The sequence below is a fragment of the Bacillus sp. RC242 genome, from assembly GCF_044908245.1.
Classification (GTDB): domain Bacteria; phylum Bacillota; class Bacilli; order Bacillales; family Bacillaceae_G; genus Bacillus_A; species Bacillus_A mycoides.
In genome coordinates this window covers 305,148-329,400 of sequence record NZ_JBIYCZ010000002.1, presented here as the reverse complement: position 1 = coordinate 329,400, position 24,253 = coordinate 305,148, and the positions used below count along the sequence as shown (strand labels likewise).

The 24,253-nt window shown below is 34.5% G+C and carries 18 protein-coding genes and 3 pseudogenes; 17 read left to right on the top strand and 4 right to left on the bottom strand.

Annotation, left to right across the window (positions count from 1 at the left end):
• Positions 1-14 precede the first annotated feature (14 nt).
• Together ABH957_RS05435 and ABH957_RS05430 are read left to right on the top strand one after the other, a co-directional pair.
• Positions 15-1,088 (top strand): LLM class flavin-dependent oxidoreductase, encoded by a 1,074-nt coding sequence (locus ABH957_RS05435; RefSeq protein ID WP_215586665.1) that lies wholly within the window; start codon positions 15-17, stop codon positions 1,086-1,088.
• A 51-nt stretch (positions 1,089-1,139) separates the two neighbouring features.
• Complete coding sequence (locus ABH957_RS05430; protein ID WP_404510712.1) at positions 1,140-2,078, top strand: alpha/beta hydrolase; 939 nt, start codon at positions 1,140-1,142, stop codon at positions 2,076-2,078.
• A gap of 920 nt (positions 2,079-2,998) precedes the next feature.
• On the opposite strand, the gene ABH957_RS05425 is transcribed toward ABH957_RS05430, so the two are convergent.
• Positions 2,999-3,760, bottom strand: a complete 762-nt coding sequence (locus tag ABH957_RS05425) for an MBL fold metallo-hydrolase (RefSeq protein ID WP_404456730.1) — start codon at positions 3,758-3,760, stop codon at positions 2,999-3,001.
• Positions 3,761-4,119: 359 nt separating this feature from the next.
• On the opposite strand from ABH957_RS05425, the gene ABH957_RS05420 reads away from it, so the two are divergent.
• The 3 genes and pseudogenes from ABH957_RS05420 to ABH957_RS05410 all read left to right on the top strand — a co-directional run bounded on the left by ABH957_RS05420 (position 4,120) and on the right by ABH957_RS05410 (position 7,595).
• Positions 4,120-4,530 carry an Lrp/AsnC family transcriptional regulator gene (locus ABH957_RS05420; protein ID WP_002087562.1) on the top strand — a complete coding sequence of 137 codons (411 nt, stop codon included), beginning with the start codon at positions 4,120-4,122 and terminating at the stop codon, positions 4,528-4,530.
• 402 nt (positions 4,531-4,932) lie between these two features.
• On the top strand, positions 4,933-6,021 hold the full coding sequence (locus tag ABH957_RS05415; RefSeq protein ID WP_404456734.1) for a phosphotransferase enzyme family protein: 1,089 nt from the start codon (positions 4,933-4,935) through the stop codon (positions 6,019-6,021).
• Positions 6,022-6,165: 144 nt separating this feature from the next.
• Positions 6,166-7,595 (top strand): annotated as a pseudogene (locus ABH957_RS05410) (IS4 family transposase).
• Positions 7,596-7,919: 324 nt separating this feature from the next.
• Here ABH957_RS05410 and ABH957_RS05405 read toward each other — a convergent pair.
• A complete protein-coding gene (locus ABH957_RS05405; protein ID WP_061675664.1) occupies positions 7,920-8,678 on the bottom strand; it encodes an NAD-dependent epimerase/dehydratase family protein in 759 nt (252 codons plus the stop codon).
• A gap of 142 nt (positions 8,679-8,820) precedes the next feature.
• Between ABH957_RS05405 and ABH957_RS05400 the strand changes: the two genes are divergently transcribed.
• The 11 genes and pseudogenes from ABH957_RS05400 (at position 8,821) to ABH957_RS05350 (ending at position 19,142) form a co-directional block, all read left to right on the top strand.
• Positions 8,821-9,708 carry a LysR substrate-binding domain-containing protein gene (locus ABH957_RS05400; protein WP_002142572.1) on the top strand — a complete coding sequence of 296 codons (888 nt, stop codon included), beginning with the start codon at positions 8,821-8,823 and terminating at the stop codon, positions 9,706-9,708.
• Positions 9,709-9,855: 147 nt separating this feature from the next.
• A pseudogene (locus tag ABH957_RS05395) lies at positions 9,856-10,101 on the top strand (GNAT family N-acetyltransferase); the annotation flags it as partial.
• Positions 10,102-10,491: 390 nt separating this feature from the next.
• Positions 10,492-11,166 (top strand): response regulator transcription factor, encoded by a 675-nt coding sequence (locus ABH957_RS05390; RefSeq protein WP_001142154.1) that lies wholly within the window; start codon positions 10,492-10,494, stop codon positions 11,164-11,166.
• Positions 11,163-12,530, top strand: a complete 1,368-nt coding sequence (locus tag ABH957_RS05385) for a sensor histidine kinase (RefSeq protein WP_404510711.1) — start codon at positions 11,163-11,165, stop codon at positions 12,528-12,530. The genes ABH957_RS05390 and ABH957_RS05385 overlap by 4 nt, the downstream gene beginning before the upstream one ends.
• A gap of 181 nt (positions 12,531-12,711) precedes the next feature.
• Complete coding sequence (locus ABH957_RS05380) at positions 12,712-13,692, top strand: alpha/beta hydrolase (RefSeq protein WP_404510709.1); 981 nt, start codon at positions 12,712-12,714, stop codon at positions 13,690-13,692.
• 289 nt (positions 13,693-13,981) lie between these two features.
• Positions 13,982-14,077: pseudogene (locus tag ABH957_RS05375) on the top strand (YjcZ family sporulation protein); the annotation flags it as partial.
• Between the two features lie 741 nt (positions 14,078-14,818).
• Positions 14,819-14,929: a YjcZ family sporulation protein gene (locus ABH957_RS05370; protein WP_000540371.1), complete on the top strand. Its 111-nt coding sequence runs from the start codon at positions 14,819-14,821 to the stop codon at positions 14,927-14,929.
• A 312-nt stretch (positions 14,930-15,241) separates the two neighbouring features.
• A complete protein-coding gene (locus tag ABH957_RS05365) occupies positions 15,242-15,988 on the top strand; it encodes a CPBP family intramembrane glutamic endopeptidase (RefSeq protein WP_002084319.1) in 747 nt (248 codons plus the stop codon).
• 404 nt (positions 15,989-16,392) lie between these two features.
• Positions 16,393-16,923, top strand: a complete 531-nt coding sequence (locus tag ABH957_RS05360) for an RNA polymerase sigma factor SigX (protein WP_002016748.1) — start codon at positions 16,393-16,395, stop codon at positions 16,921-16,923.
• A gap of 3 nt (positions 16,924-16,926) precedes the next feature.
• The gene (locus ABH957_RS05355) at positions 16,927-17,904 is read left to right on the top strand and encodes a DUF4179 domain-containing protein (protein WP_404449762.1); all 978 of its coding nucleotides are present in this window, start codon (positions 16,927-16,929) and stop codon (positions 17,902-17,904) included.
• An 800-nt stretch (positions 17,905-18,704) separates the two neighbouring features.
• Positions 18,705-19,142, top strand: a complete 438-nt coding sequence (locus ABH957_RS05350) for an NUDIX hydrolase (RefSeq protein ID WP_404449760.1) — start codon at positions 18,705-18,707, stop codon at positions 19,140-19,142.
• 784 nt (positions 19,143-19,926) lie between these two features.
• Here the strand turns inward: ABH957_RS05350 and ABH957_RS05345 are convergent.
• A complete protein-coding gene (locus ABH957_RS05345) occupies positions 19,927-20,559 on the bottom strand; it encodes a lysozyme family protein (protein WP_002035240.1) in 633 nt (210 codons plus the stop codon).
• Between the two features lie 1,448 nt (positions 20,560-22,007).
• On the opposite strand from ABH957_RS05345, the gene ABH957_RS05340 reads away from it, so the two are divergent.
• Complete coding sequence (locus ABH957_RS05340) at positions 22,008-22,202, top strand: hypothetical protein (protein WP_033732005.1); 195 nt, start codon at positions 22,008-22,010, stop codon at positions 22,200-22,202.
• Between the two features lie 168 nt (positions 22,203-22,370).
• Here ABH957_RS05340 and ABH957_RS05335 read toward each other — a convergent pair whose 3' ends face one another.
• Positions 22,371-23,627 carry an ATP-binding protein gene (locus ABH957_RS05335; protein ID WP_404456744.1) on the bottom strand — a complete coding sequence of 419 codons (1,257 nt, stop codon included), beginning with the start codon at positions 23,625-23,627 and terminating at the stop codon, positions 22,371-22,373.
• Between the last annotated feature and the right edge of the window lie 626 nt (positions 23,628-24,253).

Here is a 24,253-nt window from a genome sequence, read left to right as displayed (position 1 = left end):
AGGAGAGATAACAAATGGAAATAGGTATTACGTCTTTTGTAGAAACGAAACCAGATGTACATAGTGGTGAAGTGATAAGTCACGCACAGCGATTGCGTGAAGTTGTTGAAGAAATCGTTCTTGCTGATCAAGTAGGACTTGATGTGTTTGGTGTTGGTGAGCACCATAGGAAGGATTATGCAGCATCCTCTCCAGCGATGGTTCTATCAGCGGCGGCACCACAAACGAAAAAGATACGGCTCGCGAGTGCAGTAACCGTGCTTTCTTCAGCTGATCCTGTGCGCGTTTTTCAGGATTTTTCTACACTGGATGGCATTTCAAATGGACGCGCAGAGATTATGGCGGGTCGTGGCTCCTTTATCGAATCTTTTCCATTGTTTGGCTATAACTTGAAAGACTATGAAGAACTGTTTGAAGAACATTTGGACCTACTGCTCAAAATACGTCAGTCCGAAAAAGTGACTTGGGAAGGCGGACATAGACCAGCAATCAATAATTTAGGTGTGTATCCAAGACCTGTTCAAAATCCTTTACCGATATGGGTTGGTAGCGGTGGGAATCAGGAATCTGCTATCCGTGCCGGTTTTCTGGGATTACCACTTATGCTGGCGATTATTGGTGGTAGCCCAATGCACTTTGCACGAATTGTACAGCTATATAAGAAAGCGGCGGCTCACGCTGGTCATGATGTATCAAAACTTCAGGTGGGATCTCATTCAATTGGATTTGTTGGAGAGAATACGGAATTGGCAGCAGATACATTTTTCCCTTCCACTCAGGCAGGCATGAATAAACTTGGTAAAGAGCGGGGGTGGCCTTATTATGATCGTTCCAGCTTTGATGCTGCACGAAGTTTTGAAGGGGCGTTGTATGTTGGTGATCCAGATACAGTCGCCGAAAAAATCATACATCTTCGTAAGCATGTAGGGATTACACGCTTTATGATGTATGTACCATTAAGTACCATGCCACATGATCAAGTCATGCGTGCCATAGAATTGCTTGGAACAGAAGTTGCCCCTCGTGTAAGAGAGGAAATTGCCAAATGGGAAGTTGAAGGAGAACAGGAGACACATCTATTCCGTTAATTATTCCATAAGGATTGCATCAAGTTCCATTATTTAATTGGAGGAATTTATATGAAAATTGACAGTCGAGTATTACCAGAATTAAAACAGGCTTTCTCACAATTTCCAGGCTTTCAATTAGAGGGGGATTTGGAGGCGAGTCGAAGTCTCTTGTCGAATCCACATTTGGAAAAATCAGAGCTTGTACACATGACCAAGCGAATGATTCCTGGCGCAGCCGGCGATATGTTAGTTGAAATTTACGAACCCGTTGAGAAAAATCTTGATAAACTTCCAGCTATGCTGTGGATTCACGGTGGTGGATACGTAATGGGCCACCCTGATATGGACGATGTTTTGTGTGAACGCTTTGTTCAGACTGCTGAATGCGTTGTTGTGTCTGTCGATTATCGACTTGCGCCCGAACATCCTTATCCAGCGGCTATTGAAGATTGTTATGCATGCTTGGTTTGGATGACAAATGAGGCAGACTCGCTTGGAATTGATGTGAATCGAGTTGCGATCGCCGGTGCAAGTGGAGGCGGTGGACTAACAGCGGCACTTGCGTTAATGGCTCGTGATAAAGGAGGTCCATCTATTATTTTTCAGATGCCGCTGTATCCGATGCTTGATAGCCACAACATAACATCATCAAGCTATGAGATTATAGAAGACAATGCAACATGGAATAGATCAAACAATTTAACGGCTTGGAATATGTACTTGGGAAAGAAGAACGATACTAACGAATCATCTCCCTATGCCGTACCTTCGAGAGCAGACAACTTAGCAGGACTACCGCCAACTTATACATGTGTAGGTCAACTCGATTTATTCCGAGATGAAATTATTGAATATGTAACACGACTTGCACAAGCAGGAGTAGATGTTGAATTTCATCTCTACCCCGGCTGCTTCCATTGCTTTGAAGTGCTTGTGCCTGAAGCCGAAGTGAGTCAGCGTGCCAGTCAGAATTATTTTGATGCGATGGCACGGGCGCTTCATCCATAACTTATCTTAGTTCAGTCATCGGGGTGTTCAACTGAAGGCATGAGTGATAGCTCTAAATTTATTCGATGAGTAGAGATTACAGAAAGAAGTACAAATAGTGCCACCATATACTTTGAATTTTGCCCCTTACTCATTGATTAAAAACAGGAAATACTTCAAAGTTGGAATAGTTAACCAAGGTTTCAAAATAGTGTGCTAGCAATTCAACTTTTTTACTGCGGTTACGATGATAAGCACAATCAAAACTTTGGAGCGGTTTTTTTCGTAAGTCGAGTTACTTTTTTAATCGCATTCATACTAAACAGCAGCAGGAAAGGGAGCCAATTGAACATTGGCACCGTTTATAAGAAGCGATAGACTGCATCCTTAGCTGGATCTTCATTTCAAGCTCGGAAAAAATAGAATTAAGTTCTTTTGGTAGTTGATGATATTGGTTATTTTGAGCTATTGTAGTTAAGGCACCTCTTCTGTGGTAGTGATTTCTAGGTAATCTCACTATACCAAGGATCGAGGTGTTTTTCATTTTACTCAAGTTGTACAGTACACAATTGATAGACTCTAAATTCAATATAGCTAAATCTCCCCGCTTATTTTATAGGTGCGAAAGTTGAGTTATGTAATTCCCATCTTAATGAAGAATTATTGAAATATATTTCTCCATTAGAATGGGAACACATTAATATTCTAGGAAAATACCGATTTAGTATAAAAGAAATTGCATCATTAGACTCCCTACGATCACTACAAACAACTTAACAGTAAAAAGCCAATTATTCTCTTAGAGTACCGTTGAAGTGCACCCCGATTGTTAGACTGTGTCTAACAATCGGGGTGCACTTCAGAATAATCGGCTTTTAAAATAATTAATGAGACCCTTTACGGATCTCATGTTTAGCTAAGATTGCTGTGTGTTTCTTTACCTAAAACGTGTAAGATTCACCATCGTCTGGTATTAACACATTAGACGTGATTCCTTTTTCATGAATAAAGCTCTTTAATTCTTCTCTAGACAATGCCCAATGGTTTATAGCTTCCATATGAACAGCAATAATTTTTGCGTTGGGAGCAGCCTTATACACTTCATAAACATCATCTTTCCCCATGACAAGAGAACCACCTTCAAAGAATTGGTTATCTCCAGCATTTACTACAATGATTTCTGGTTTATGTGTATCAATCACTTCTTGGACAGCGTCGTACCATACTGTATCCCCAGCTACATACAATGATTGCTCAGTTGAGTGCTTGAAGACAAAGCCACACACTAAACCAGTAAGTTTTAAAATTTCTCCTCTTCCGTGTTCGCCTTTTGTTTTGATTAATTGGATATTCTCAAAGACTGTATCCTCTTGTAAAACCTCCACATTTTGAAAACCGGCGTTTCTAACTTCTGTAGCATCCTCTTCATTTTGTATAAACATTTTTATATCTTTTGGCAATATTCTTTGAGCTGCCTCATCAAAGTGATCTAAATGCAAATGAGTCAAAATGACAGCATCTATATTATTAATAATATTTTCAACGGATACTGGTAAGCTAACTAAAGGATTATTTTGATCTTGTCTTGGTGAATTTGGAAAAGGTGAGTAAGTACCTTTCTCAGCTAACATTGGATCTATTAAAAACTTTTTTCCTGCATATTCTACAACGATCGTTGCATTCCTAATTTGTGTGATCTTCATATTTACACTTCCTTTTATTTTTGTTTAGTAACTTACGTATATTCTATAACACTTGCAATATATATTTACATAGATAAAATCAAGTGTTTTTGTAGTTTGACTTGAATTTTGAAAGACCCAACATGTTTTTGTGTTCATGAGTATTAATTAAGCTAAACCACATTTCAATTGAAGAAAATATAAAGATTCATTTAAAATAATGTGTGGAGAAAAAGAGTCACTTTATTCTTTTTTAAGTAAATGTGCTGAGCTATTTCCAAAAATTTTGTCATCAGCACAATTTTTAGCATTAACAAACTTATTAAAAAGCAATTCATTTACATAAAGATTTTTATACTTTTTTGAAAGGATTTGATTTTATGCTGGATCATACAGACATGCGAATATTAGAAGAATTATCTGGAAATAGTCGTATCACTATGAAAGAATTAGGAGAGAAAGTTCATTTGACAGGACAAGCCGCCGCATCTAGAGTTGCTAAATTAGAGGATAATGGGGTAATTGAAGGTTATAGCATTAAAGTAAATCAAGTTAAATTAGGTTGCTTTATGTATGCTTTTATTAATATCTATATAAAAGATACACATCATCAACCGTATCTTTCATTTATTAAAACATATGAGAAACACATCATAAATAACTATAAAATTAGTGGGGAAGGTTGTTATCTTCTTGAATGCAGATTTCCATCTAATGAATCATTAGATCAATTTTTGATGGATTTAAACAAGTATGCAAACTATAAATTATCCATTGTAATCAAGAAATAATGCAGCACTAAAAATGTTCGTTTAATTCAAAATAGATAACTAATAAAAAGAAACGATTTTGAAAAAAGTTTTAAATAAACTAATCAAAACAGTTTCTTTTTCTTATGAAATTTTGCTTAGCGTACGAAATTCGCGTTTTGATGGTGCTATCCCATGCCCATCAACTTAAGAATTCAGAATTACCCCAAAACGAAAAAATGAGCTTTTTTGTTACAAGTTAGTACAAAATTTCGTTCTGGGGGTGCTATAAAATTTTAGCTTGATGGCGATGTGGTGCGACCCCATACCCATCAACTTAGGGAATTCATCGTTCCCCAAAGCAAATAAAATAATTGTGAAATTTCCCTATTCACAATATGATAATAATGCAAGGAAAAATAAGGAAGCGGGGGACGTCGATTTATGAGTGTAGGTATTATGACCCATAACGAGGTTATTAGAATCGGTGATGCATATTTACTTCCATTAGTATCAAACTTGTACGGGTTGCAAGGCTATGAAGTCAAGCCGGTTAAGGCACATACCGGAGGGCGTAATGTCGTTTATACCTGTGAGAAAGAGGGCACTGATGCCAAGATACTTAGAATCTCCTTTTTAAATGACAGAAGCCAAGAAGATTTTCTGGGAGAAGTTGAGTACATCAGGTATTTATTCAAGCATGGAGGAAGTGTATCGGATGTAATCAGCTCTAAGAAGGGGAAACTGCTGGAAGAGATTATCTATAATAATCATACCTTTTTTATCTGTCTATTTAAAAAGGCAAAAGGAAAAATGCTTGTGGAAAATAATTATAGGTACCGGGAAGGAGTTCCGATCTCCGAGTATTATTATAATTGTGGTAAATCCCTAGGAAAACTGCACCAAATATCAAAGGGGTATACTCCTGTCCACCACCGGAATAGTTTTTCTGAAAAGTATAATGCCGAATATGTCGATAAACTTATACCTGACTCGTTATCGCTACTTAAGGAGAAGATGATACAGCTCCTTAAAACCTTAGAAGGATTGGACAGGAACAGTGAGTCTTTCGGTATGGTCCATTTTGATTACAACGATGGGAATTATTCGATAGATTTTGATACGGGGCAAATAACCGTATATGATTTCGATAATTCATGTTACTGTTGGTATATGTTTGACCTTGCAAGTCTCTGGACAAACGGAATGGGTTGGATACAATTTGAACCAGATGCGGATAAACGTAAAAAGTTTATGGATAATTATTTTGAAGTAGTCCTCGCAGGATACAAATCTGAGACCAAAATTGAAAATGCGATGTTAGAAAAGTTACCCTTATTTATCAAGGTAAACCTCATGGAATCTATTATAGAGGAATTCGACTGTATGCGGAACAATGGTCAAGAACCGGAATGCGATGAAGAGTTGTCATATCGCATAAAATGCTTGGAAGACGATATTCCGTATATGGGATTTTTTCATAAAATTTACTCGTGCAAAGAACCCTTTGAGTATGAGGAGCGAAATATATAGTCTTTTTGTAGCAACCTTTAATAATTTCTTAAGTTGATGGGTATGGGGTAGCACCACATCGCCATCAAGCTAAAAAATTGTATCCATAAAACGAAAAAAACGCTATTCTTTTTGTAGAAATATACAGAAAGGATAGCGTTTTTGATGAATCCTATCATTTCAAATGAACTGAATCTTTTCGCACAAGAGCTACAATACTTTTTATCTCCAGTATTCCTACAAGATATCGCCAAACAAGTTGGCTTTGTACAGCGATCTAGCAAGTATCAAGCCAACGAACTCATTGCCCTTTGCGTATGGATCAGCCAAGAAATTGCTAGCACATCACTTACACAATTGTGCAGTCAGTTAGAAGTTTCCACTGGGGTACTTATGAGCTCAGAAGGACTGAATCAACGCTTTAATCCAGCAGCTGTCGCATTTCTTCGAGAAGTCTTTACTTCTCTTCTCACACAAAAACTCTGTTCAAACCACTCACTTTCTGCACACGTGATCTCTACTTTCAATCGTATCCGTATTTTAGATGCAACAGTGTTTCAACTGCCTGACCATTTCGCCACTGACTATCAAGGTTCAGGTGGGAGTAGTAATACCGCAGGCGTGAAAATCCAATTGGAATATGATTTACTTAGTGGTCAATTTCTTAACGTGCAGCTTGGACCAGGAAAGAATAATGATAAAACATACGGTACTATCTGCCTTGAAACCGTAGAAGCGGGCGATTTGTGTTTACGTGATCTTGGTTACTTTGATTAGGAGACTTACAAACCATTCATGATAAAAAGGCTTATTATATCTCGAGGTTGAAGTTGAATACACGCATTTATATCAAGAACCCTGAACCAGAATACTTCAACAATGGTACGTTAAAAAAGCAGACAGAATATATCCAACTTGATATGACACAAATGATGTCTGGTCTAATCCCTGGTGAAACGATAGAAATCCCCGAGGTATACATTGGCCAAAACCAGAAACTTCCAGTATGTGTTATTATCCATCGTTTAACCGATGATCAAACGCAAACACGCCTGAAAAACCAAGCGATACGTGAAAAGAAGAAAGGCATTGTCATGAAGGATAAAAGTAAACGTTTAATGGGCATGAATGTATATATCACGAACACGTCGCTAGAAGAAGTACCGACGAACTACGTGCATTCATTATATTCACTTCGTTGGCAGATTGAAATTTTGTTTAAAACGTGGAAGTCATTCTTTGAAATTGATGAATGTAAAAATATTAAAAGGGAACGCCTAGAGTGCCATTTATATGGACAACTCATGGGCATTCTCCTCTGTTCTTCTACAATGTTTCAAATGCGACAGTTTCTGCTTGAAAAGAAAAAGCAGGAGCTGAGTGAATACAAAGCGATTTATATGATTAAAGATTACTTTCCTTTACTGTTTCAAGCGATAGCCGTTGGCACAGAAGAGCTTTTAAAAATTCTGCATCGCCTTTATCAGCTGCTCAAAAAAAACGGTCGTAAATGTCATAGGTATAAGAAGATGACCGTCTTTGATATTCTAGGGATTGTGTATAAAACGACGGTGAAGCATAGACAAGCTGCCTAGCGAAAAAATCGCATTTTAATAGGCTTCTTTAGCATGCCTACTTTTTTATCACTTGCTAGTTTTGAAACAAGAATCATTTCGTATCTAGTAATTTACTTGGTTAGCTTGATGGGCATGTGGTGCTCCCCCATTATGTTGAAAAGGAAAAGAACATCTGTGGAACTAGTGGTGACAATAGAGTTGTTCCACAAATGAGACAGAAGAATAGTGTGCTCTATCTGGGAAAATTGGAATATTTATGATTATAGAAACTGTAGCTATTGAAAATAGAACAAATAAAAGCTAAATAACAATAATATAATCTCTTTTCTAGATATGCCTTTATCAAGAATCAAAAAACTTAATACCACTTAGTACAAAAGCATCAGAACTTGGGCTATAACCAACTAACTTTCTTGTTCCTTCAATATCAATTCGTTTAAACCTGTTGTTAGATACACCATGTAAAATTGAAAATGGAGGTAAGTTCTTTGCCGTCATCGACTTTAAGAGAAGGTCCATAAAATCTTCTGGGCTTAAGTATGCACTCATATCTCTAGCTGTTAGTGGTTTACCATATGGATTATAATCATCATATGCACCTATACGAATAGCAAGACTTTGTAACCCTTCTTCATAAGCAAAATAAGAAGCAACAGCCTCTGCAAAACACTTACTTACCCCGTACATATTTTTGGGTCTCGTGGGTGAATAAGCATGTGGTTGATAATCCAAAGGATAGCCTTCAATTGTTTGAGCACTGGAAGCAACTATCACTTTGGATACATTATTATCGCTAGCAGCTCTAAAAATATTATAGGTTCCCTTTATATGATTTTCTAATAAGGAGCCATAAAAATCAGCATTTGGCGAAGGATTACCTGCCAAGTGTATAACTATATCTATACCTTTCGTAAATTCTTGACAAGCAGCTAAATCAGAAACATCTAAATATACGATTTCATGATTTGTATCTTTAAAAGTTTCTAAAGCAGATAAGTTAATATCTGCTAGCCGTAACTGGTAATTCCCTTGCTTATCTAGGAATCTTGTAACATCTTGGCCAATTTTACCTGCAGCACCTGTAACTAAAATTTTTTGCATTTCACTTCATCCTTCCATAAAAAATACATCCCTTGTCAAGGGTCATATAATAGAGCATGCACTTATTGTATGTTGGTAATGGCATTAAATAAAACGAAGAAATATAATGGAGACATGAATAAAATTCATGAGGAGGACCATAGTGACTTTAACAAAATATGAAATATTTAACAAAGTGGCAGAACTCAATAGTTTTACAAAAGCTGCAGAAGTGTTAGGTTTCACCCAATCTGCTGTAAGTCATGCAATTAGCAGTTTGGAAAAAGAGTTTTCCTTTCCTTTATTTATTCGTAATCACTCTACTTTAACATTGACCAAAAATGCAGAGGAGCTTTTAATTACCGTTCGGAAAATTTTATACTATAACAACATGCTGAAGCAGGAAGTAGCCGCTATCAATGGGTTCCAAAAAGGAACAGTAAGAGTGGGGGTTTTTTCGAGTATTTCTAAAAACTGGATTCCTGGTATTCTTAAAAAAATGGAGGAAAAGTTTCCAAATATTGAAATCGAATTACTGGAAGGAAACTATGCTGAGGTTGAGAATTGGTTACAAAACGGGAGATTAGATTGTGGATTTATTAATAATGATACTTACTTTGAATCATTTGAAAAATCCTTTGAAATCGTACAATTGAAGAGGGATCGACTTTTATGTGTTGTATCTAACCAATCCCCATTATGTAAGGAAAACCAAGTATCAATGCAACAAATAGAAAATGTACCTTTTATTATGCCAACATATCAGTGTTATGATGATATTCAAAAAATATTTAGGGAGAATAAAGTTAGCCCCAATATTCGATTCGAAAATATGAATGAATACTCAGTGATCTCCATGGTGGAGAATAATCTAGGAATTAGTATATTGCCAGAAATGATTATACCGACATCAAAAATTTCTTTTGCAGCCATTCCACTTGAAAGTGATAGCTATCGAACTATTGGATTAGCTATAAGAAAACCAACCTCACTCGCGACTAAGAAATTTTCTGAGATTACTAAAAGGTGGGTATCATTTGAATCAATTTAATTTTGCCAAAATCTGAGTTATTTAAACTGATAGGGTTCTTCTTGAACGGAGCAGATTAGTTCAATAAGCAATGAGAAAAAGTTATATATTATGTGTTGATGTAGAACTATAATATAAAAAAATCAGGAGGTAATTATATGGTAATATATAAATTATACGACAGAATACCCTAATAACTTTGACTAATTACTAAACCTATATGAATCTTTATGGTGGAATTCACTTAAATTAACAAGTATTGATTTGGAACGAATGTGCAATCAAAGTTGATACGCCATTTACGCATTTGATGAAAAATAATTAGTGGGTATGGGGCGTGTTATTTCAGATGGTGTAATTACTGGAGTAGTTTGGGGAATATGCGTTCTACCAATCTATCTGTCCGAAGGAATCGCCGCCATGTAAAAATAGCGCTGGGCAATTGAATCATTTTTCCGCTGGATTTAGCTGAATTTGAACGTTTCCGTATTGTTTGGCACAACATCCAATGCGTTGTTCAATCAGTTATTCACAGCTATAATTAATTGCCTATGCTTTGCTGAAATTTCTTCGTGCACAAGGCCAAAAGACAAAATAAACGCTTGTCATTTGCAGGTTTCACACGCCTGTTTCTTTGTGAAGCCTTGTCAATTGAGTGGCAAATTAGTTTGAAAGAAACACTTGAATTCTACAGGTCGATAAATCAAGAAACTGTATTACTTTGGTTAATCAACATACGTGTTAATTTATAGTATAATAATTGCTTGAAATAATGCGGTGGAAAACAGGGGGAAGAGGGAACCGATGCCTACTATACTAGTTGCTGACGACGATGCGAACATTCGCGAACTCGTCTGTTTATTTCTACGCAACGATGGATTCGCAACAGCTGAAGCAGCGGATGGCAAGGAAGCACTGGCCGTCTACATCTCAACGAATGTCGATCTTGTCGTACTTGACATTATGATGCCGATTATGGATGGTTGGACGTTAAGCAAGGAGCTCCGAAGAGCCAATCCTGATCTACCTTTACTTATGCTGACTGCGAGAGGAGAAACATGGGAGAAAGTGAAAGGTTTCGAACTTGGGACGGACGATTATTTAACCAAACCATTCGATCCGTTAGAGTTGACGGTTCGTGTTAGGGCACTACTCAAACGATACAAGATTGGCTCCACGCAGACGATCCATTTAGGGAACGTCATCCTTGATCGACAGACCTATAAGGTGATGAAAGGGACGGAGTCGCTTACGTTGCCGCTAAAGGAGTTCGAATTGCTGTATAAGCTCGCTGGAACACCCGGACAAGTCTATACGCGCGTGCAGTTGATCGATCAGATTTGGGGTATCGATTACGCCGGAGATGATCGAACGGTAGACGTACATATTAAACGGCTGCGTGAACGGTTCGCGACAACACCCGATTTTCGGATCGAAACGGTGCGCGGGCTTGGGTATCGGCTTGAGGTTTATGAATGATCAGATCCTTATATATACGTGTTGTCCTGACATTTTTAGTCTCCATCATCGGGGGCACGATCATTTCTTTTTTGGTGTCAACTTGGATATTCGAAGATAAATTGAACGAAAACGCTCAAATCAACTCACGTAACTTTGGCCAAGACATCGTCCGGATTTACAAGACCTTTCCGTTACGTGAAGCGGACTTGTTCGTAAGTGAAATGAAGCAGCTCGATTCTTATTATATTCGAATTTATGAAGCAACGGGTCAGTTCAAGTCTTACGGTAAACTTCACGGACACAAACCTGCGCCTGTGACGATGGAGCAACTAAAGAAAGTATTAGATGGAGGTGTTGTTCAGGACACTCCTAATGGTATTGCCACGGTCCTCTTAGGGTTGCCGTTGAAAACGGAAATGGGAACGAAAGCGATATTTTTGGAAGCGCTCGCCCCTCCTTCAGCCTCTTTTGTCACAAAGTGGGCATTGGTCTTTGCAACATGTTCGTTGATTGCAGGAAGCTTATTGATTCTAGTTGCCTCTGTATTCCTGGTAAGACCGATAAAAAAGCTGACAAAAGCGACCAGGCGGATAGCATCTGGAGATTTCAACGTCAAGTTGAATATTAAGCAAACGAGTGAGCTGGGTACTTTGGCTCGCAGCTTCGAAGAAATGATGCACGATCTGCAGCAACTTGAGCAGATGCGCAGGGAATTCGTAACGAACGTGTCGCACGAGGTTCAGTCTCCGCTCACTTCGATATCCGGTTATGCTCTAGTGCTTAAGCAAGTTGACCTTTCAGAATACGAACGAAGCCGTTATCTTGATATTATCATCGCTGAAGCGAAAAGGATGTCCAAAATGAGCGATAACCTGTTAAAGCTGAGTTTTCTTGAATCGCAGTCAAAGCAACTGCGGCTCGTCACGCTCAGCCTCGATGAACAAATCCGACGGACCATTGTGGCGCTCCAGCCACAATGGTCTGCTCGCGATATACATTTCGAGCTTGATTTACAGACAGTTAAAGTAACGGCTGATCATGACCTGTTAAATCAGGTATGGACGAATATCCTCAGAAATAGCATCAAATTTTCCGAGGATACCGGCGTGATTAACGTAAGCATCAAACAAGATATCAAAAACGTCACAATCCTAATATCCGACACTGGTATTGGTATTCACCTTGACGACCAGAAGCGTATATTCGAGCGTTTTTTTAAGGCCGATCGTTCCCACAGTCGTAAGTATGATGGAAGTGGTATGGGACTCGCTATCGTTAAACAGATCGTGTTGCTTCATCAAGGTGACATCCGAGTGAAAAGTGAACTTGGTCAAGGAACGACCTTCATTGTCACCTTGCCAATCACTACACCAACAGATTAGTTAGATTCATTCTCTATGCTACGACTCATATGCAAGCTTACTTGTATATAGAGCCGTAGCATTTTTTTGGCAGTTCATATTCAGTTCATATTGTCGTCATGGTGAGTACATCTTCATTGGTTAAGTTTTCATTACAGGCACATGAAGGAAGGCAAACAGATCAGGACAGGAGAAGATGACAGTGACACAACAAGAGGAAAAGAAAACGCTGAGTGGAATGAAAATAAAGAAAGTGCGAAACATCTTACTTAAAATCATAGGAGCAATCGTTCTAGCCATTGTACTTTTTTTAGGTATTGTTTATATCGTAAATGTGATGAGTAGTCATTCGGAGCAAAAACGAATAGTGCCCTACGGTCAGCACGTATCTGTAGACGGGAAAAACATGAATGTGTTAATTCAAGGCGAGGGCGAGGAAACGATCGTGCTCCTGCCTGGTTATGGAACAGCTACTCCAGGGCTTGATTTTAAGTTTCTTATCGATGAATTATCTCCATTTTACAAAGTTGTTGCGGTAGAGCCTTTCGGTTATGGATTAAGTGATGAAACTGTAAAAGAGCGAACCACGGAGAATATGGTAAGTGAAGTTCATGAAGCTCTACAGCAGCTTAATATTAACAGATACATGTTCATGGGCCACTCCATTACAGGCATTTATGGAATTGATTATGTGAACAAATATCCAAACGAGGTGACTGCATTTGTCGGAATCGATAGCAGTGTTGCAACACAACCGGGTATGGATATTAATTTCCCATTAAAAACGTTTGCATATCTCAAAAAATCAGGTCTCTTAAGATTGGCTATGAAAATCAGTGCTGACCCCTATGCTGGACTGGCATTTGATGAAAAAACCGTAGAGCAAATGAAAATGATTTCGAATAAAAACATGTATAATGAGACAACCTTGAATGAGATGGATCATATTTCGTCTAATTTTAAAGGGGCTCAAGGTTTAATCTTCCCTAAATATCTTCCACTTCTTCTCTTTGTACAAGCGAATAATGAAGATGTAGCAGGATGGATACCTCTGCATGAAGGGCAGATCAAAGACTCGGTACATGGAAAAGTAGTAACCATGGATGGATCACATTATTTACACCATACCAAATTCAAAGAAATCGCTGAAAACGTTAGACTATTTATGAAAGAAGTAAAGTAAGTGTTCAGAGAAAGGTTCATTCGTTATTTTATGCATTTGTCTACAGTTTGCAAGACCATCATTTCGATGGTCTTTTTTATGTCCAAACAGTTGTATATTTCCAAGCCAAGATTATACTTTCGCCTGAAAGACATTGGGTTTCATTTTCATATTAACTAACGAGGCAGGTGTGCGGCCGAGCCTAGGTCGTATCATATAACGGGTGGGATTCTCGTCGAGTAAGAACTAGCCATTCGCTCGTAGCGAGTCTTGGAGAAAGGTAACTTTAGTCTTTAAGCGTAGACAGTTAGGTGGCGGATTTGCTTTACTGATCGTTCTATTCATCCTGTTAATCATTATAGGATGTAGTTGTTGGGGCGGCGGTAGCGGCGGATTCGGTTACTAAAAGAAGGGTACTCATAAGAGTGTCTTTTTTCTCAATATAAGAACTCTAAGAATATGATATTATTTTAATGCAAATTCCCTTTTGTGCAATGAGATAGTAATGCCCAACAAAAAACCCACCTATTTCCGTAGGTGGGCCTTATCTTTATTACACAATATCAAAGTATACGCTCTTTTTCTCGTAAATTTTATGTAATTATACATATTTGTAAAAATTACATAAAATAAATATTACATGTAGTAAAATATAAATTGTGGACACGTTCTATAAAGCTGATTCTCCGATTAGAAGGCGTAACACATCTCAACCATATAGGTGTGGCGTTGCTTTAATCTAGCCAAACAAACGATCTCGATTCTCTTGTATTTGTACACTAACAATCTGTTGAAAATAAATGATTCTGTTTTATAGGACGTGTTTACTTAATGTCCAATACATATTATTAAATTAAAGTGGTTCAAGTCGGAGGAAGGCACCGGCACCTTAGGGTGTCTTTTTTTATGTAATAATGCATAGAATATTAAATTTAACAGATATTATGATATACTCTCAAGGTGTGATACATACTTTCTTTAAATTGGAAAACTAAACCTTATCTACCCAATTGTGGGGGACGCCTTATGGCGTCTTTTTTTAGGACCTGCTCAATTCAGGCGTAAAAACATAAGGTAAAGTGAACCCGTTAAAATACATGGAATGAACCCTAGTTTCACCCTCTTATCTAAAGGAGGAAATATTATTATGGGATATGGTGGTAGTTGCGGCGAAGGCTGCGGTTTTGCTGGAGGATTTGCTTTACTTGTTGTATTATTTATTTTATTAATCATTATCGGATGCAGTTGCTTCTGCTAAAAAACTATTGGAAAAGACACTCTTATATGGGTGTCTTTTCTTTATGGGGTCTCACCACATCGCCATCAACTAAAAAAATATATAAAACCCCCAAAAAGGAATTTTATATATTTTCAATTTGAAGAGATCAATTTTCTCGTTTGAGGTATTTGTTTACCTTATCATGAGGATAATAAAGTGTTTTATGTTATATTTTTTGAAATATCAGTAAATTATTTGATGAATTAATAAGTTACTATTAATCTATAAATAGTAACAGTGCAGTAATCCAAAAGAAAAATGCTCAAATCGATAAATAGGGGAGGATTCTAGATGAAGGTAAATCAGAATATTGTTTTAAAAATTATTGGGTTAGAATTTTTATTAATGATTTTTTACACGCTTAACGGGGCCTATCAAACTATTACTAAGCCATCCAGTCCAGTATTACAATTTATTGGACTTGTTCCTTTAGCAGTGGGAATTTTAATATATTTAACAATAAAGAACAAGTGGAAATTCTATTTCTTTGATATTAAGTTAAATAATTCAATGAAGAATACCATTTTATTAAATTCCCCATTAGTGATTGTTCTATTAGTAATACTACTTGGTAATAAAGGATTAAACACAACATCGGTATCTGACTTATTTTTTATGTTTATCATGCAATTTTTTGTTGTTGCATTTATTGAGGAAATCTTTTTTCGTGGATTTATGCTCAAAATGTTGTTTTCAAAGGGGATAAAAAAATCAGTTTTGATTTCGAGTTTTTTGTTTGGTCTCACCCATTTATTACAACTAATTGGTGGGCAGTCTATTGAAGATACCATTTTACAAATCATATATGCATTTTTAGTTGGACTTGTTCTGTCCTTACTTATCGTAAATAAGCAATCAATTATTATCACCATTACTTTCCACACTTTTAATAATTTCTTTAATTTTATGGGGAATGTTCAAGCCTCGTCGCTTTTTGCATATGTTATTATTGCAATTTTATTCTTCTACACCATATATTTATGGAAACGTGCTAATAAAAAAGAGTGTATTCGACAGGAAATAAATATAGCAGTTTGAGTTGTGATATTACCTTTTCAGTATAGAGGGCAGCCTGGTACCGCAATATTACCTTTAAAGGGGCTTGCTGCATGCTCATCAACTTAAGAGATTAATTATTCCCCTAAAATGAAAAAATACGTTATTCTTTCTGTAGAATCATAGGAAAGGATGGCGTTTTTTTCATTCTAGGGGGCATTTCTTTTTATTAGCTTGATAGCGATGTGGCGGTACCCCATTAATAGAAAACTACTGAAAGAGTTATAGTTTTATGTTTTCATTTCCCTTTTTGCATTTATCTTTTAATCAGATGAATGCTTTTTTTAGTACATAATAAAAAAATAACCAGAAAAACTGTCACAAAATCCGTTTTTCTGGTTTCTCTATAATACAGGCATCAAATTGAAAGTGAGGTTTAAACTAACATGTTAACCATAGAAAATGAGGAAAGTCATGCTTCTGATATGCCTTTTGAAGATTTATTTAAGCAGTACTATGCTTATGCTGTGAAACAGATTATATGGATTGTTAAAGATCAATCTATCGCTGAAGAGTTAGCACAAGAAGTGTTTTTACAATTATATCGTAGCGACTGGAAAGTAATTGAAAACATACCTGGATGGTTGATTAAATCTTCTACTTATGTAGCTTATAACCATTTGCGATCTGAAAAAAGGCAACAAGCGAAGATTGATAAAGAAATACAATACCATGAAGTACAAAATGTTTCATCATTAGACGATGATTGGATAAGAAAAGAAGAAATTACAAAGGTACAAACGATACTAAATAAAATGAATGATCGAGAACGAACCCTTTTACTAATGAAATTCTCTGGTTTTCAATATAAAGAAATTGCAGAAATACTTCAAATTGAAATATCTTCTATTGGAACATTATTGGTTCGAGCCAAAATGAAATTTCGCAAGATTTATAAACAAATGGAGGAGGCATAACAAATGAAATGTTATGATATCGGATTTATTCAAACATATATTGATGGAGAACTTTCTCATGATATAAGAAAGGAATTCACAAAGCACCTAGATACATGTGAAGCATGCCAAGATTTATTAGTAGAAATCAGTAAATTAAATCAATGGGAGAACGTAATGCTAGATGAAGAATCTGCAAATTCACCACAAGAAATCAAAATTGATATAGAACAAGCATGGAAAACATTTGAAAGTCGTTCCAAGCTAGACAATGTTTCTAATATAAATCACAAAAAACAACAGAAGAAGGGACTCTTTACAAACATGAGTAAAAAATCAAAACGTTTCATGTATACAGCAGTAGCTGCAGCAGCACTTTTCACAACAGCAATGATTCCACAAGTACAAGTAGCGGCTACAAATGTTGCCTCATATTTTTCTGATGCAATTACAAATGATAAAGTTGTAAATGAAGGAATACAAGATGAAAATGGTGTCACACAAGATATGATGAAGAATGGTAAATATATTCCTATTGATGAAAAAATTACAGATCAAGGTATTACTGTACATTTCAAAGAATTATATATCGCAGATTCACGTATATCAGTTCATTATAGAATGGAAAAAGCTGACGGAAGTTTAGTACCATTTGAATTTGATACATCAGGATTAGAGCTCGAAAGTGATGGTAAAATTAATGGGCAACAAGAGGGAAACCCTGAGATTAAACATGAAGGGAGACTATCATTTATCCATGATTCAGATGACCGTCTTCCTTTTGAACTTATGGCAGCAGGTAAAAAATTAAATGATGTAGGTATTCGTGATAATGATAAACCCGAAGGTGTTGCTACATTTGTTATAGTTTCTGAGGGAAGAGACGATTTTAAACAGCCCCTTACTTTAGATGTAAATATAAATAGAATTGGAAAAGTAATTGGATCTTGGAAAGGTGAAATTCAAATTGATACTTCACATCTGAAAAATAATACTAATTAAAATGAAAAAAAGAATAGGACAATATGTATCTAATGCTCAGTTTATATGTTTTCTTGTTTTCGTTACATTTATTTCTTATATAGTTTTTACTCTATCTTTTATTTATGATTTAAGTTTATAACCTTAAATCAATCATTTAAGACCATTACGAGAAAAACCTCCCTAAAAAAGTAGGAAAATAAATAACCGGTCCCTTAACGTATAAGGAATCGGTTATTTTGTATCTAAAATGTGTCTAAACTTACAATTTTCTTTTTTGATATGGTGCCCCTATAGAGAAAGAATTTTTTCGTTTAGGGGGTACTTCAAAACCTTAACTTGATGGCGATGGGGTCCCGCCAACATAACGCGAATTTCGTACGCTAAGGAATTTTTTATTTAAAAAACTTGGTTTTCCGTACATTAAGAGTGTTCCATAAACGGTATGTGATGTTTGATATAAAACTTAGTTTTTGGTAATGAGTTTTTGAACTGAATTTTAAACATATTTCAGTCAGTTTTGATAGATATAAATAAAGTTCCTTAAACGACCGTTTTAGGGACTATTTGGACTGGTTAGTCAACATGTGATACCGCCAGCATTTCGAAAAAAAACACGCTAAGCAAATTAAATAAGAAATAAGCAGGTTTTTATCACGTTAAGAGTAAACCTATTTATGAAAAATAAAATTCTTAAAAAATGGAGAGCCGATACCATAAACCTGCATTATTAATGTAGAATTTTGATGTTGGCTCTTTATTTACTAAAATAGCAAGTTAGTGAATAAATTGTTCATATTTTTTCGAGAGGAGGTTAAGCAATGAGAGCGCCGTATCAAGTATTGATATTTCCTTATATAAAAACTGATGATTCCATTCAATATGGCATTTTTAATCGAAGTGATTATGGTTATTGGCAAGGAATAGCTGGTGGTGGAGAAGATGGTGAGACTCATATTGAATCAGCAAAACGGGAAGCGTTTGAAGAGGCTGGTATTATAAGAGAATGTCCATATATAAAACTAGATTCTGTGTCTTCACTACCAGTAGAGGATGTAGTTGGTGAATTTCTTTGGGGAGAAGATGTTTATGTAATAAAAGAATTTTCTTTTGGAGTTAAAGTTCCTACAAAAAATATTAAATTATCTAAAGAACACTTCAATTATAAATGGCTGTGCTTTGAGGAAGCCGTAACGCTTTTAAAATGGGATAGTAACAAAAAAGCTTTGTGGGAATTAAACAAAAGGCTGTTAAAATAATTTAAGTGTTAGTTAACAAAGCCGATAATAGAAATCACACATTAAACATATATTTATACGCGTTGTTACTACACGCTAAGGAATAGTAATAAAAAGATGATGCCGATAAACCTATATAAAAAACAAAAGAATCCTAAGATGGGGAATGTTTTATGAAAATTAAGCATAGTAAACCTCCTTGGATATATAAAGTATTATAATACATCGTTGGTCTATTTAGAATACTAACCATGAATGAATTGGATGACATTAGGCATGGTTAAACTAATAGAAATGATACATTAAACGTATTTAATGAGTCTGCTAGGTATAAAGATAATTGATAATCATACAATGATATGGAAGGGCCTTTTCTAACGTGTTAGTTACCTCAACGTATATGTATCTCTTGGCGCCTGGGCGAGGGTGCTTTTTTTATTGCACATTATAATATAGACAAGCATAATATTATGTAACAGGACGAGTTCTTCGTGTCCTATTCAATGCTCAGGATAAACCCCAATTCACATTGAGAGCACCAATAGCGAGGGTACTCTCTTTTTATTGAATCTACATTTATTTTTATGCCTAATGAATTCGCTAAGTGGATACTATTTCATGTAAAATGGTGATTTTATTTATATTCTGAATAGATTTCTTGCGAAATATGTAACTAGAGCCGTATTTAAATTGAAATATGATACGATAGTTGTATATATACATTTAGATGGTAAGAGGGGATAAAAGTTGATGAAAAACCATATAAAAGTAAATGGAAAACTCCTTCAAACAAATATATACAATTTTAATTTTTTTGGAGGCGTTCTTCAATAAGTTTTGCTTTTTCATTCACTTTTGTTGTATATGTGAAATCACCGTAACAATATGGATATCTAAAATTTTGTTTATTTCCACCACAAGTGTATGTAGCTGGATTCTGATCAACTTTCAACTTAGAAAACTGTTTAGCTGTATCTTCCGAGTGTTGTTTAGCTTCTTGATTGGCAATAAAATCAATATAGCCTGGCCCCATATTATAGCTTTGGATAATTGTATCCATGCTAACACCTTTTTCTTCTCCATATCTATACATTTGAACAAAGTGCTTTACCCCTTGTTTAATGCTCAAGTTTATCTCTTGGATTTCATTTGGCTTTAATCCAAGTGATTCGGAAGATTGCATAGGGTCGTTGCCCTCACCCCTACTCTCGTGGTACATAATTCCTAGTAAAATTGCTGTTTTTTCTCCCAAATTATATTTTTCTAATTCTTTTTTCATGATGGGCTCATATTGCAATAAACGTTCCTCGGTAGCAAACGCTTTATTTTTTTGAGTATTGGTTTTGTCATTAAAATATAGTATCCCGATTATTGTTCCTAACCCTAAAATACTAATAAAGAATAATATAATAGTTTGTACTTTTCTCTTATTCTTCAAATATTACTCCTCCTTTTACAAGAAACCCTATTTTCAATGGTGGCTGGTTATTAAAAAAATTCAATAATTCTCTATTTCCCAGCTTTTTTAGACTCGAAAATTTTTTTCTAAATGCTAAGTTTAATAGAAAAATTTAAAGATAAGGTAAAGATAAGATAAAGATAAAATAAAGTCCATTTTTTAGGGTATCTATTATGTGTTCTAAAGGCTCTAGATTCAAGAGATATATTATCTACATAACCCATAAGAGAGAAGGAGGTAAGCAAAATATCACTTGAAACAGATATAATTCTTTCTTTATTAGATATAAAACTGTGGATGGCCCATCATTCGGAAATTAGTCGCTTAAAAATAAAAAAATTAAAATCAGAACCGTACCTCAATAAGTCTTCAAGTGTTAATAAAAGAAAGCTATATAAGGTGAGGGAATAAAGATTCAACACCAATGATTATCAATAATTGAAGTGCTAATGATTATAATAAAAAGAACCTTCAATAGGCTCTTTTTTATAGTTGGTAAATATGTTATCAACAATAGATGGTAATAAAGATAGAAATTTAGACACTTTTTATTAATGGGCTAAGTTTTCTTAGGAAGAAATCTATTTCTCATGACTGATCGCTAGATATAACAGGATATATCATTTATTAATTTGGGTGGGTGATTTAGCTTTTTGAGTTTACCAAACTAAAATTTAAATTTTGTTTAGGGACAAAATGTTAAAGTGTTACATTCTGAATTAACAGAAAATTAAAGTGGTAAAAATCCTATTAAATCTTTTATCAGGTAACTCATATTTCTTTGGCCTTATTTTCATGGTATTACCGAACGTTTATATGTCTCTAAGGGAAAGAAATACTTTAAGTTTTATTACCATCTAATGTTTGATTAAGATGGTAACATGAAAATAAAACGTTTACAACTAGAAAATAAAGAAAAAATATAAAAATTCGACTTTTTTCGACATTACAACTATGAGAGAAAGAATCTAAATTAAGTAAATCTTATATTTAGAGGGGATATTTACCTTATACATAACGGTTAAAACATTTGCAAATGTTTCACGAGTAATTAAAAACGTCGAATATAAAATTATATTGTGACAATTTTAAACGAATATACTTTATAATTCATACTTAGACTAATAAATTAATTACTAATAAATTAAATACGCTATATTTAATAGAGTATAATACGGAATATTTAACTTTAATATTCCGTATTATATATAATTATGAATAATTTAACATATTTGTTGCGGAAAATTTTGACATAAGATATTTTAAATATTAAGCACAGAAACATTTCAAAGAAAAAGAGCTATTTTAAAATGTACCCTAAAAACGTTTTTCCTAAAAGTAGTAAGATTTTGCAAAATGTTTCTGTGCCTAATTAGATGAAAATAATATGATAAATTGTTTAAAAGAGATAAAAATAAGTTGCTTTTATGGAGAAATATACGTCCCATACTATTAGAATTATGTCAAATTGTAGTTTGCAAATTACATTTCAAAGTATAAAAGGGGCATTTATTGCAGCTCGAATATCTATTACTGATTTATTGCATAAAAAGGTAGCTGCACAAAAGTACAGCTACTTTTTTCTTGAAAACATTATTATGCAAATAGCATACTTAACGTAAACTTGCGCTTAACGGTACTTGTGAATAAATTGTGAAATTGCTACTCTATGTTTCTAACTAACATTTTTGCACCAGAACCATATAAAAAGAGGACGAATAGTTACGTCTTCTTTTTATATGGTTATATTAGCTACAAAATAATATCATTTAAATAAATCTTCTATTATATTAGCAGGGGATAGTGATAGAAAAGTGTGTTCCTTTTCCTAGTTCACTTTCTATCTCTATATCTCCGTTTAATTCTTTAATAATACTGTAAGCAATCATAGTACCAAGCCCAGTGCCTTTTTCTGTTGTTGAATAAAATGGCAAGGCAATACGTTTTATTTGTTGGGAAGACATTCCTATTCCTGTATCAATAATATCAATTACAATATTACCTTTTATTTTTTGTATATTTATTTGTAATACGCCACCATTTTTCATAGCCTCAATTCCATTTTGTATGATGTTGGTTAGACATATTTTTAATTTTTCAGTATTAGCATTTATGTAAAGGGAATCTGTTGTAATATGCTGTTTTATTTCAACATTATATGAAAGAGCGAGTGGTGAAATATTATCTTTCACTTGATTTAATATGTAATTAATATCTAGTTCCTCTTTTATAATGTTTTGTGGTTTGGTTAAAGATAAATAGTTATTAATAGTAGATTGTATTTGCTGCATTTCAAGTAACATAATTTCTAAGTACTTATCTTGAGACATCTTAGCACTCTCATCTTCATTTAGTAATTGAGTGAATCCACGTACCGTGGTCAGTGGATTATGAATTTCATGCGCAATCGATGCAGCTAGTTCGCTAGCTATATAAAATTTTTCTGCTCTTTGCATTCTTTCTTTTATTTTATATTTCTCGATCATTCCTTCTATTAAATAAACTGATAATAATACTGTGAAAATATTTATGATTATATAATTGAATAAAAATTCAATGAGAGTAGAGTCAATTTTACCACCTGTATTTATTTGCGTTACAATACCGCAGATAGAAAGGGAAGTTGTACATATCAAAATAAGTAGAATACTTAATAATATCTTCTTTTCCTTGAAATAAGTAGGTGACAAGTAACGAAACATGATTGTAATAACAGAAATAACAGTAAAGATAATAAATGATGGGAAGACTCCGCTTCCACCTAAGTAAAATCTATAAGAAAGATATAAAACTCCAATACAAAAAATGCTCTTTGTATTTCCATATAGAAAAACTAATATAATGGGAATAAAACGTAAATCATAAATGAACCCAGCGTGTAAATGAAAAGGAAAAGTCATACAAAAAATAACTGCAATGGAGGAAAGTACAGAAATTAATATATTATTACATGCCATTTTTTCTTTATGTTCTAGCCAAAATACTTGGTAACTAAGGATACAAATAATAATAATAAATGTATTTAATAATAGTGTAGGAATTCCCATAGTTTATACCTCTCTAAGAGTTTGTAAGTAGGATTATGTATGTGTTTAATCTAGGTGTTTGATTTTATTAGATTTTCTATCTTTAAAAAAGAAAAGGAAGGGCACTTGAAAAAGTGCTTTTTTACCATTTATATTAAAATCGATGAGGAAGATAGAATAAAAAGTTACTTTTACTTATGAACAAAAAAATTGAAAGTAGCCCTTGTATAGGTAAAAGATGAAGCAAATTACTGAAATAGTTACGTTTCTCTGGAGTGAATATTCCGAAAAAACATTGTGTATGGCGAAATCCATTTTATAACCTTCGCCATATTAACATGCAACTTATTAAATTACAAAGAAAAAATTAAAAATTATTATTTTTTTGTTATTTTAATTTATTTAAAAACGTAAAAGTATTCAAGAGGTTACCATTAAGATGCTAGGGTACTTAGACCAATATTCGAACTTTGTAATAACGTTGTTACTTTTTTACTAATATTCTTAATACTAATTTTAGTATAATTAATCGATTGAAAGTTCCGATAATTATCTGCGTACCCCTTTTTTTATATCATTTTATATTAAATACAATGATATTTATTGTCACATAATAATGCAAATTTCCAGTAAACTAATAGAAAAAA